General features: G+C 72.5%; 6 protein-coding genes. 3 read left to right on the top strand and 3 right to left on the bottom strand.

Annotated elements, in window-relative coordinates:
- Positions 1–34: 34 nt before the first annotated feature.
- Positions 35–1,006 (bottom strand): MIP/aquaporin family protein, encoded by a 972-nt coding sequence (locus tag ACFSL2_RS12825; protein ID WP_377198236.1) that lies wholly within the window; start codon positions 1,004–1,006, stop codon positions 35–37.
- 244 nt (positions 1,007–1,250) lie between these two features.
- Between ACFSL2_RS12825 and ACFSL2_RS12820 the strand changes: the two genes are divergently transcribed.
- From ACFSL2_RS12820 to ACFSL2_RS12810, 3 genes are all read left to right on the top strand, one after another.
- Positions 1,251–2,240, top strand: coding sequence for a malate dehydrogenase (locus tag ACFSL2_RS12820; protein ID WP_377198235.1), 990 nt, complete (start codon positions 1,251–1,253; stop codon positions 2,238–2,240).
- A gap of 165 nt (positions 2,241–2,405) precedes the next feature.
- Positions 2,406–4,616: an NADP-dependent isocitrate dehydrogenase gene (locus tag ACFSL2_RS12815; protein WP_377198234.1), complete on the top strand. Its 2,211-nt coding sequence runs from the start codon at positions 2,406–2,408 to the stop codon at positions 4,614–4,616.
- 195 nt (positions 4,617–4,811) lie between these two features.
- Positions 4,812–8,477: an ATP-binding cassette domain-containing protein gene (locus ACFSL2_RS12810; RefSeq protein ID WP_377198233.1), complete on the top strand. Its 3,666-nt coding sequence runs from the start codon at positions 4,812–4,814 to the stop codon at positions 8,475–8,477.
- A 42-nt stretch (positions 8,478–8,519) separates the two neighbouring features.
- Here the strand turns inward: ACFSL2_RS12810 and ACFSL2_RS12805 are convergent, their stop codons facing one another.
- Together ACFSL2_RS12805 and ACFSL2_RS12800 are read right to left on the bottom strand one after the other, a co-directional pair.
- Positions 8,520–10,064: a glycosyltransferase family 39 protein gene (locus tag ACFSL2_RS12805; RefSeq protein ID WP_377198232.1), complete on the bottom strand. Its 1,545-nt coding sequence runs from the start codon at positions 10,062–10,064 to the stop codon at positions 8,520–8,522.
- A gap of 78 nt (positions 10,065–10,142) precedes the next feature.
- Positions 10,143–11,618 (bottom strand): MFS transporter, encoded by a 1,476-nt coding sequence (locus ACFSL2_RS12800; RefSeq protein ID WP_377198231.1) that lies wholly within the window; start codon positions 11,616–11,618, stop codon positions 10,143–10,145.
- Positions 11,619–11,714 lie beyond the last annotated feature (96 nt).

Genomic DNA, 11,714 nt, shown 5'->3' with positions numbered 1-11,714 from the left:
TGCGGCCCCGGCCGTCGTGCGGGTGGTGCGGTGATCAGGCCTTGTCGTCGGTCTTCTTCGTGGCGGCGGGCTCCGTCTCGGTCGTCTCCTCCGTGGCCTCGACCTCGGCCTCGGGGGTGGACTCGGGAGCGGAGTCGGAGTCGGCGGAGACAACCGCCTCGTCCTCGTCCTCGTCGTCCTCGTCGTCCTCGTCGAGGACGAGCTCCTCGTTCTCGCCCGAGGCGAACGCGCGGTAGAACAGTGCGGCGAGGGCGGCACCGACGAGCGGGGCGAGCCAGAACAGCCAGAGCTGGCGGCCGGAGCCGTCGCCGCCCCAGTCGTTCGCGAAGAGCGCTGCCGCGGTCGAGCGGGCCGGGTTCATGCCGGCGTTGGTGACGAACCACGAGATGATCGTCAGCGCGGCGATGGCGCTACCGACGGCGACGGGGCCGTAGCCGAGCTTGCCGCGCCGGTCGTAGGCGCCCAGGTACACGCCCACGAGCACGGCGGAGATGATGACCTCGACGAGCAGCGCCGGCAGCCAGTCGAACTGGGCCCCGCCCTGCGTCTGGAGGTAGAGCGGGGAGTGCTCCGAGAAGCCGTTCACCGCCGAGTCGAAGACGTCCGAGGTGCTCTGCTTGCCGAGCAGCTCGACGAGCGGCTGGGGGAGCGTCGCGAACAGCACGGCGGCGGCCAGGACGGCGCCGACGAGCTGCGCACCCCAGTAGCTGAACATGCTGCGGATCGAGATGCGTCCGCCGAGCCATGCGCCCAGCGAGATGGCCGGGTTGAAGTGCGCGCCGGAGACACGACCGACGGCCGCGGCACCCGCGATGTAGGCGAAGGCGCCACCGAGTGCGATGCCGAGCCCACCGACGGTGTTCAGCGGGCTGTAGACAAGCACACCCACGATCACGAGCGTCAGCAGGAACGTGCCGAAGGTCTCGGCGAGCAGGCGGGAGAGCAGGCTCGAAGACCGCTCCTCGACCTCGGTGACGCCGCGGGTCGCGGCGAGGTCCTGGGACATGAAGTCAGATCCTTTCAGTGGCGCACCGTGCGGTGCGCGTCATGGCAGCGTGCGTGCGATGTCGCGGACATCCTGCCATTACCTGCCTGAGCAAATGCTGGACGCACGCAGGTATTTTCTTCACCGTACTCTTGCGGGCCCCGGCGGCATTCTCTGGGTCGGGTCGTCGGCAGTCCTGGGCCGAGGCGGGCCGATGTCGCGTGGGGGCTGGGCGAGGCAGGCCGGTCGGTGCAAGAGTGGTGCCATGACTGAACCCGTGAACGTCACCGTCACCGGAGCCGCTGGCCAGATCGGGTACGCGCTGCTCTTCCGCATAGCCGCGGGCGAGATGCTCGGCGCGGACACGCCAGTACGGCTCCGCCTCCTCGAGATCCCGCAGGCCGTCGCCGCCGCCGAAGGCACCGCGATGGAGCTCGACGACTGCGCCTTTCCCACACTGGCCGGCGTCGAGATCTTCGACGACCCGGTCAAGGCCTTCGACGGGGTCGACGTGGCGCTCCTCGTCGGCGCCCGCCCCCGTGGCGCGGGCATGGAGCGCGCCGACCTCCTGGAGGCCAACGGCGGCATCTTCGGACCGCAGGGCCGCGCCATCAACGAGGGCGCGGCGTCCGGCGTCCGGGTCCTCGTGGTCGGCAACCCCGCCAACACCAACGCCCTCATCGCGGCGTCGAACGCGCCGGACGTGCCGGCCACGCGGTTCACCGCGATGACCCGCCTGGACCACAACCGCGCCCTGTCGCAGGTCGCGGCCAAGAGCGGGACCGCCGTCGCGAACATCAAGAAGCTCACCATCTGGGGCAACCACTCCGCCTCGCAGTACCCGGATCTGTTCCACGCGGAGGTCGGGAGCCGCCCGGGTGCCGAGCTCGCGGCGGACAGGGCCTGGCTCACCGACGACTTCATCCCGACCGTGGCCAAGCGCGGAGCGGCGATCATCCAGGCGCGCGGAGCCTCGTCGGCGGCGTCGGCGGCGAACGCGGCGATCGCGCACGTGCGCGACTGGACGCTCGGCACGCCCGAAGGGGACTGGACGTCCGCGGGGCTGTGGTCGTCGGGCGAGTACGGGGTCCCGGAGGGCCTGGTCTCCTCGTTCCCCGTGACGTCGGACGGTAGCGGCGAGTGGAAGATCGTCGAGGGCCTCGAGATCGACGAGTTCTCGCGGGGCCGGATCGACGCGAGCGTCGCGGAGCTGTCGGAGGAGCGTGACGCGGTCCGCTCGCTGGGCCTGATCTGACCGCCCGCCCCCGACGTGTCGGTCGCTCAGGTCACCGGGGTGACCTGGGCGACCGACACGTCGGGCGTGAGGTGCGTCTCGCGATTCTGGAGGGTGCGGGGGACTCAGGTATCTTGATATCGAGAGATCGGCACATTTCCAACACCCGGGGAGTCAGCCACACCCATGTCCAAGATCATCTACACGCACACGGACGAAGCCCCGCTTCTCGCGACGTACTCGTTCCTGCCGATCGTCTCGGCGTACGCCGCCAAGGCCGGTGTGGACGTCGAGACCCGCGACATCTCGCTCGCCGGCCGCATCATCGCGCAGTTCCCGGAGCGGCTCACGGACGAGCAGCGCCAGCCCGACGCCCTCGCCGAGCTGGGCAAGCTGGCGCACGACCCGTCGGCCAACATCATCAAGCTGCCCAACGTCTCGGCGTCCGTGCCGCAGCTGAAGGCCGCCGTCGCCGAGCTGCGGAGCCTCGGCTACGACCTCCCGGACTTCCCGGAGAACCCCGAGACCGACGCGGAGAAGGACGCACGCGAGCGGTACGGCCGTGTCATGGGCTCCGCCGTGAACCCGGTGCTGCGCCAGGGCAACTCCGACCGCCGTGCCCCGGCGTCGGTCAAGAACTACGCGAAGGCGCACCCGCACCGCATGGGCGCCTGGTCGCCGGAGTCGAGGACGAACGTCGCGACCATGGGCCACGACGACTTCTTCTCCAACGAGAAGTCCGTGGTGCTGGAGGCCGACGACACCCTGCGCATCGAGCACGTCGCCGCTGACGGCACCGTGACCGTGCTCAAGGAGTCGGTGCCCGTCCTCGCCGGCGAGGTGGTGGACGGCTCGTTCCTCGACGCCGCGGCGCTGGACGCGTTCCTCCTCGAGTCGATCGAGCGGGCCAAGGCCGAGGGCGTGCTGTTCTCGGTGCACCTCAAGGCGACGATGATGAAGGTCTCCGACCCGATCATCTTCGGCCACGTCGTGCGGGCCTTCTTCAAGCCCGTCTTCGAGAAGTACGGTCAGGACCTCGCCGCTGCCGGGCTGTCGGCGAACGACGGTCTCGGCGGCATCTTCGCCGGGCTCGAGTCCCTGCCGAACGGTGCCGAGATCCGCGCCGCGTTCGACGCCGCGCTGGCCGACGGCCCGAAGATGGCCATGGTGAACTCCGACAAGGGCATCACCAACCTGCACGTGCCGTCCGACGTCATCGTCGACGCCTCGATGCCCGCCATGATCCGCATCGGTGGCCACATGTGGGGCCCCGAGGGCGAAGAGGCCGACACCCTCGCGGTGATCCCGGACTCGTCCTACGCCGGCATCTACCAGACCGTCATCGACGACTGCCGCGCCAACGGCGCCCTCGACCCGGCCACGATGGGCTCCGTCCCGAACGTGGGTCTCATGGCGCAGGCCGCCGAGGAGTACGGCTCCCACGACAAGACGTTCGAGATCTCCGCCGACGGCGCCGTCCGCATCGTCGACGGCGCGGGCGCAGTCGTCATGGAGCACGGGGTCCGCGCCGGCGACGTCTGGCGCGCGTGCCAGACCAAGGACGCCCCGATCCGCGACTGGATCAAGCTGGCCGTCACCCGTGCCCGCGCGTCCGCCACGCCCGCGGTGTTCTGGCTGAACTCGCGCCGCGCGCACGACGCCAACCTGATCAAGAAGATCGAGCAGTACCTGCCGGAGCACGACACCGAGGGCCTCGAGATCCTGATCATGGACCCGGCGGAGGCGACCGCGTACTCGCTGGCCCGTATCCGCCAGGGGCTGGACACCATCTCGGTGACCGGCAACGTGCTCCGCGACTACAACACCGACCTGTTCCCGATCCTCGAGGTCGGTACGTCGGCCAAGATGCTGTCGATCGTGCCGCTGATGAACGGCGGCGGCCTGTTCGAGACGGGTGCCGGCGGCTCCGCGCCGAAGCACGTGCAGCAGCTCGTCGAGGAGGACTACCTGCGCTGGGACTCGCTCGGTGAGTTCTTCGCGCTGGCCGCGTCCTTCGAGCACCTCGCCACGAGCGAGGGCAACGCCAGGGCCCAGGTCCTCGCCGACACGCTCGATCGCGCCACCGGGACGTTCCTCGCCGAGGACCGCTCCCCGGGCCGCAAGCTCGGCACCATCGACAACCGCGGCTCGCACTTCTACCTCGCCCTGTACTGGGCACGCGAGCTGGCAGCGCAGTCCGACGACGCCGAGCTGGCCGCCACGTTCAAGCCCCTCGCCGAGGCGCTGACGACGGGTGAGCAGGCGATCGTGGACGAGCTGCTCGCCGTCCAGGGCAAGCCGGCCGAGATCGGCGGGTACTACCGCCCGGACGACGCCAAGGCCGCTGCGGTGATGCGCCCGAGCAAGACGTTCAACGAGGCGCTCGCCTCCCTCTGACCCCTGGCCTCTGGCCTCTGACGAGGTGGGGGCGGGTCCGGCTCCAGCGAGGTGGGACCGCAGCGACCGCTGCGGTCCCACCTCGCCGTCGTTCGACGCCCTGCACCCGCCCCGCCTCGCGGGGGGTGTGACGCTGGTCGCGCCGTGGAAAAAGAGGCGGGCAGTGTCGGTGTCTGGACGTAGCCTCAGAAAACGATGATCGACGCGCCGCACCCCCCAGAGACCACGCCCGTGCCCGAGGCGTCGCCCCGCCCTGCAGCGGTCCTGACGGACGACCCTGCGCGGCGGCTCGACTGGCGGCGCCTGCGTGGTGCGGCCGCCGTCGTTGCCCTCCTCGCCCTCACCGCGGGAGCCGTGGGCCAGGCCCTCGGGACGGTCGCCGCCGGGCAGCTGGCCGCGGACGCCACGGCCGTCGGGCTGGCGCTGCTCGCCCTGTGCGTGGTGGGTGGCGCGCTGTTCGACGGTGTCGGCCAGGTGGTCTGGGCCAGCGTGGTCGACCGCGCCGAGGGCAAGCTGCGGAGCGACCTGCTCAGCGCGGCCCTGCGTCAGCCGCTCGCGACGCTGTCCGAGCAGGCGGTCGGCGAGGTGCTCGACCGGGTCGACGACGACACGCACGCCGTCGGCACCCTGGTGCGCCGCCAGCTGTGGGGCGCTGGACGCACGGTCGTCGGCGTCGTTCCCATGTGGATCATCGCGGGCGTCACCTGGTGGCCGGCCTGGTTCCTGTTCCCCGTCCTCGGCGGGATCGTCGCCCTGCTCACCCGGCCCCTGCTCGGCGAGATCGCACGCCGCAAGGTGATCGAGGAGGCCGCGTGGACCGACCACGCCGCCGCCTTCGAGGAGGCCGTCGCCGCCCGGAACGACCTGCGCACCAGCCTGGGGCAGGCGTTCGCCGTGCGCCGGGTCGCACAGCTGTCGGCGCTCGTGCACGAGAAGTTCCGTGCGGTGGTGCGGGTCGAGGAACGCCTGCTGCGGCGCGCGGGTCTCGTGATGTACGCCCTGCTGGCCGGGACCGCCGTCGTCTGCGCGGTGGTGGCCGTCGACGGCGGCCTGTCGGTCGAGCAGCTCGTCACGCTGTTCCTCGTCACCGCGATGTTCGTGGGCCAGATGGACAACCTGGTGCACCACCTGCCGGACATCCAGGAAGGTCTCGGCGCCGTGCTGCGCATCCGGCAGATGCTGGCTGTCGCGCCCGAGCCGGACGGCGGCGACGACCTGCCGGAGGGGCCGCTCGGGCTCGAGCTGCGCCACCTGACCTTCGCCTACGCGGAGGGTACGTTCGCGCTGACCGACGTGGACCTCACGGTCCCCGCCGGCGAGACGATCGCGCTGGTCGGGCGTACCGGTTCGGGCAAGTCCACGCTCGCCGCCCTGCTGTCGCGTGCGGTCGAGCCCGAGCGGGGGTCGGTGTTCCTCGGCGGATCCGACGTACGGGACCTGGACCTGCAGAAGCTGCGCGGCGCCGTCGGCGTGGTCACGCAGCGCACCGAGATCATCGCGGGGACGCTGGCCGAGAACATCGCGCTGTTCTCCGACGTGCCGCGGTCGGACATCGAGGCCGCCGTGCGCGAGCTCGGGCTGACCGACTGGGCGGCCGGCATGCCCGACGGCCTCGACACGCTCCTGGGCCCCGGCGGCACCACGCTGTCGGCGGGTGAGGAGCAGCTCGTCGCCTTCGCGCGGCTCCTCGTGCGGCACGTACAGCTCGTGGTCCTCGACGAGGCGACCGCCCGGATGGACCCGCTCACCGAGGCGCGCGTCGTGGCCGCGTCGGACCGTCTGCTCAGCGGGCGCACCGGCGTGCTGATCGCGCACCGGCTCGGCACCATCGAGCGGGCCGACCTCGTCGCGGTCCTCGACCACGGCCGCGTGGTGCAGCAGGGTTCGCGTGCCGTCCTCGCCCGCACGCCGGGCCCGTTCCGCTCGCTGCTGGAGGCCGGCGCGAGCGACGGGACGCTGGACGACGTGGCGGCCGGTCAAGGGACCGACGCCGCGGTCGACGCACCGGCCCGGTCCGCGGTGGCGCCCGTTCCGGCCGTCGGCCAGGACCGCGGCTCCGCGGAGGATGCCGGCTCGGATCAGGCCGCCGCACCGGGCGCCGATCGGTCCACCGCCGAGCCCGATGCGGTCGGTGGACGGCGTCGCGCCGGGACCCCGCCCGACCTGACTCCGCCCGGGGACGGGCCGAGTCTTGCGCGCGGGGTGCTGCACGCGCTGTTCGTCCGCCCGAAGTGGGGCCTGTTCGGTGCGCTCCTGTTCCTCCTGGCGAGCCTCGTCGCCGCCCAGGGTGCGGTGAGCGGGTTCCTCTGGGGCCGCACGGTGGAAGCGGTGGGCACGGGCGAGCTGCCCGTGGGCCTGCTCGTTGCGCTCGCGGTGCTGCTGCTGATGCAGCCGCTCTTCATCTCCCGCGCGCTGGGCGTGTATCCGCGCTGGTGGGTCGAGGTGCTGCTGCGGATCCGGATGTCGGTCATGCACGGGCAGACCCGGCAGTACCGGCTGCCCGCGACGCCGCCCGGTGAGGTGGTGGCCCGGTCGATGGACGCGGACCGGTTCGTCCGGTACGCGGACCGCTGGGTCGACTTCGTCAACGGACTCGCGATCGTGGCGGTCACGGCCCTGATCAGCGGTACCTGGACCGCGGGTGCGGTCCTGCTCGCCGTCATGGTGGTGTCGGCGGCGGCCTCCGCCATCGGCCGGCCGATCGCCGGCCGCTCGGCGGCCGGCTCCTCGGCAGCACGGGCCCGGTTCGGGCGCGCCCTGGTCTCGGCGCTCGACTCGGCCCGCACGGTGAAGCTGGCCGCGCGCACGCCCGACGTACGCAGGCACCTCGGCGTGGTCGACTCGGGCCGCGTCAAGGCGGCCATCTTCGAGCACCGGGTGCAGGCGGTGCTCGACTCGGTGCCGCTCGTGACCCTGTACGTGGGTGTGGTGGCCGCCTGGGCGTTCTTCCTGACCGAGCGGTGGGACCTGGCCACGACGCTGCTGGTCTCGAGCGCCGTGATGGGCTTCGCCTGGTTCGGTGTCGTCGCGGGCGCCGTGGTCACCGAGGCACCGGGAACGCGGGCCTGGCAGGTGGCGACGGCCCGCTTCGCGGGCGGTGTGGACCTCGTCTCGCGGGAGGCCGGTGTGGACCTGGTGGCGGGCACCGCGCCCACCCCGGAGTCGGCCCGACGTGAGTCGCTGGACCGCCTGGAGCTGCGCAAGCTCACCGCCGTGCACGACGACGGGACGATCGGCGTCTCGGACGTCGACCTCGAGATCCGCCGGGGCGAGCTGGTGCTGCTGCTCGGGCAGGTCGGTTCGGGCAAGTCGTCCCTGCTGTCCGCGCTGGCCGGGCTCATGGAGCACACCGGGGAGGTCCGCTGGAACGGTACCGAGGTGACGGACGCCCAGGTTTTCCTGCGCCCCGGTCAGGTGGCGCACGTGGCCCAGGTGCCGCGCGTCCTGTCCGGCACGTTCTCGGACAACGTGCGGCTCGACCACCCGCGCGACATCGTCGGCCCGGTACAGGGCGCCCGCCTCGCGCAGGACATGGAAGAGGCAGGTGGTCCGCACGCGCTCGTGGGGCACCGCGGCGTCCGCCTGTCCGGCGGTCAGGTGCAGCGGCTCGCGCTCGCCCGGGCGCTCGCCGCGGACACCGAGCTCCTGCTGGCGGACGACGTCTCCAGTGCGCTCGACGCCTCGACCGAGATCGAGCTGTGGGCAGCCCTGCGCGAGCGGGGCACCACGGTGGTGGGTGCGACGTCGAAGCGTGCGGCGCTCGCCCGCGCGGACCGCGTCGTCGTCCTGATGGACGGCAAGGTGGTCGACGTCGGGCCGTGGGCAGGCCTCGCGGCGCGGTGGAGCCACCTCGCGGGCTGACGACCTCAGCCGCTGACGGCCCCGTGACCCGGCAGCACGGGGTCAGTCCAGGTGGCGCAGCTCCGGCCAGATCGCGTCCCAGCCGCCCGTCGGCTCGCGGCACACGAGGATCGACACGCCCTGCTCCTCGTTGTCGACGCCGACGCCGTTGTCGAGCTGCCCCTGGACCGCGCACTCCGCGAAGCGGTCGCCCCAGGCGCCGGGAGCCTCGGTCACGACCAGCGCTACGGTCGCCGAGGCCGGGGGCGGCCCGTACTCCCAGAGCTGGTTGTGCCCCGAGTGCGCGGGCGGCAGCCCGTGGTCGGGCCCGAACCGGTCGACGGCTCCCGCCTCGCCGTAGTTCTGGGTGAGGACCACCGCCCGGTTCCGGTCGGCCTCCGGGAGAGCGGCGTGCACCTCGGCGATCTGCCGCACGTACGCGGGCCAGCCGACGGCGTCCTGCGCCGAGGAGTTGATGTCGGCGATCGGCGTCTCGCCCAGCCGCTCGACCGGTACCAGCGGCAGGCTGATGGCCAGGCAGGCCACCGCGTTGAGCACGACGACCACGACGAGCGCCCACGTCCGGGCCCAGGTGGCGACAGGTACGCACCCGGCGGCGAAGAGCACGGCGAGCAGACCGGTCGCGTAGTACGTCTGGGAGCCCGCCGCGTAGGTGAACGCGAGCAGCACCGGATAGGCGACCACCAGGAACCGCAGCGTCGGGTGGCGCCGCCACAGCCACACCGCCCCGGTGATCCACACCAGTGCCAGCGGTGGCCCGAGCATGAGCAGCTGGAACAGCCACATCTCGGCGCGCACGTCGGCAGCGTTGTTCTCGCCGAGCGCCGCACCCATCGCGAGCTGCGGCCAGCCGTTCGTGGCCTGATAGAGCACGTTCGGCAGTCCGGCCAGCAGCGCGACGACGGCACCGGCCCAGGGCCAGGGCGTCGCGAGCGGCCAGCGGGGCCGGCCTTCCGATCCCCGGGGCCTCCACCACGGCCAGGCGACGAGGAGTCCGAGCACCACCCCGCCCAGCAGCGCCACCACCAGCAGCTTGTTGTACAGCGCGACGCCGGTCACCAGCCCGGCGGCGAGCCACCAGCGCGGGTCCTGCCGCACGGCCCGGATCATGCACAGCAGCACCGCCGGCCAGACCACCAGGTCGAGGCTCGCGGTGAGGAACGTGTGCCCGAACGCCAGCGGGATCGCCGCCGTCCCGTAGCCCCAGGCGGCCAGCGCCTGCGCGCCTGTGCGCCCGCCCAGCTCGCGGGCGACCAGCGCGACCACCACGATCGCGCCGAGGTGCGCCAATGTCGCCGGGACCCGCATGACCAGCAGGGTGTCGCCGAACAGCTCCGCGAACGTCCGGGCCAGCCACGGGGTGAGGGGCGGCTGGTCCACGTAGCCCCAGGCGGGTTCGAGCATGCGGAAGTACAGCTCGTCCCGGTGGTAGCCGTACCGGGTGCTCGTGGCGGTCAGCAGCACGCCCAGGAACAGCACCGCCGCACCCACCGGCAGCCACGCGAACGCGGGCCGGGCATCAGCGGGGCGAGAGCGCCCCGCACCGGGTTCGGTGCCAGGGCCGGGTGGTGCGGACGTGACCGCCATGGTGGGAACGTAGCGGCAGTCCCGGCGGAGCGCCAGAGACTGCCCGGGTGGGTTCTGCGCGCGGCGGCGGCTCCCGGGCTACGCCGGCGGCACGGGGCGGTCCGCCCGCCGCGGGAGCGCGAAGACCAGCAGGAACGCCGCGACGGAGAGCGCGGCGCTGGTGCCCATCGCCATGGTCGCGGCGTGGGCGAAGGATTCGGCGACCGCCTCCGGCGTCGGGCGGCCGGGTGGCAACGAGAGCGACCCGAAGAGCACCGAGCCGATGACGGCGATCCCTGCCGCCGACCCGATCCGCTGCATGGTGCCGATCACGCCGGAGGCCGCTCCGGCGTCGGCTCGGTCGACGGTGGCCACGATGAACTGGGCGTTCGGGGCGATGAACAGGCCGCTGCCGACGCCACCGACCAGGAGCGGGGCCGCCAGGGTCCAGTGGGTCAGGTCGCCGACGGGCACGAGCCAGAGCACGAGCCACAGCGACACCAGGCCGATGGCGACCATGCCGGTGCCGATCACGAGCACGAGGCGGCCCAGGCGGTGTGCCAGGCGCTCGCTCTGCGACGCGCCGACGATCGACCCGAGGGCGAACGGCACCGACACGATCCCGGCCGCCAGCGCCGAGTGGCCGAGCCCGGACTGCCAGAAGATGGAGACGGTGAAGAAGATGCTGGTGAAGGCGGCGAAGTACACCAGGGCGAGGATGACGCCGCCGGTGAAGGCAGGATGCGAGAACAGGCGGGGCGGGACGAGCGGGTTGCCGCCCCGGGCCACGAACCGGCGTTCCCAGGCCGCGAAGGCGACGAGGAGCAGCAGACCGCCCACGAGAGACGTCCAGGTCCACCACGGCCAGCCGGCGTCCTCGCCCTCGATCAGGGGCACCAGGACCGCGACCAGCGCGACCGTGACCAGCAGCAGGCCCACGCCGTCGACCCCGCGTGCGGTGCCACCGACGACGATCCGCGGCAGCAGCGCCGCCGCGGCGACCACCGCGAGCACCCCGAACGGGAGGTTGACGAAGAAGATCGAGCGCCAGCCCTCCGCCTCGCCGAACGCCTCGATGAGCAGGCCGCCGACGATCGGTCCGAGCGCCGTGGAGAACCCGATGGCCGCACCCATCACGGCGAACGCCTTGCCCCGCGTACGGCCCGCGAACATCAGCTGGATCAGCGCGGTCACGGCCGGGAAGAAGATGCCGCCGCACAGGCCCTGGACCACGCGGGCCACGACCAGCTCGGTGGAGCCCGACGCGAGCCCGCACCAGAGGCTGGCGAGCGTGAACCCCGCGAGGCCCACCACGAAGACCCACTTGTGGCCCACCCGGTCACCGACCCGCCCGGCGGGGATGAGGGCCAGGCCGTAGGCGAGCGCATATCCCGAGATGATCCAGGACAGGGTGCCCTCGGACGCGTCGAGGGACGTGCGGATCGTCGGTAGCGCGACGTTCACGATGGTCGTGTCGAGCAGGGCCATCGACACGCCGAGGATGAGCACCGCGAGCGCGATCCACGAGCTGCGGGGGGTCGCGTCCGGGGTCGTGGGCGCGGGGGAGCTGGTCACTGGAGGAGCGCCTCTCGGGGAACGGGCAACCCCACGATCGTACGTGTCAGCAGTACGGGTCACCCGGGTGGTCCGAGCGTCCGACACCTGCGCGGG

The organism is Promicromonospora aerolata (assembly GCF_042682255.1).
GTDB lineage: Bacteria > Actinomycetota > Actinomycetes > Actinomycetales > Cellulomonadaceae > Promicromonospora > Promicromonospora aerolata.
The sequence above is the reverse complement of the archived record's forward strand: the minus strand, read 5'-3'. Positions and strand labels throughout refer to the sequence as shown.

Excerpts from the sequence above, each read along its gene's own strand:
- ACFSL2_RS12820 (WP_377198235.1), top strand. The coding sequence starts at position 1,251 with ATGACTGAACCCGTGAACGTCACCGTCACCGGAGCCGCTGGCCAGATC.
- ACFSL2_RS12825 (WP_377198236.1), bottom strand. The coding sequence starts at position 1,006 with ATGTCCCAGGACCTCGCCGCGACCCGCGGCGTCACCGAGGTCGAGGAG.
- ACFSL2_RS12815 (WP_377198234.1), top strand. The coding sequence starts at position 2,406 with ATGTCCAAGATCATCTACACGCACACGGACGAAGCCCCGCTTCTCGCG.
- ACFSL2_RS12810 (WP_377198233.1), top strand. The coding sequence starts at position 4,812 with ATGATCGACGCGCCGCACCCCCCAGAGACCACGCCCGTGCCCGAGGCG.
- ACFSL2_RS12805 (WP_377198232.1), bottom strand. The coding sequence starts at position 10,064 with ATGGCGGTCACGTCCGCACCACCCGGCCCTGGCACCGAACCCGGTGCG.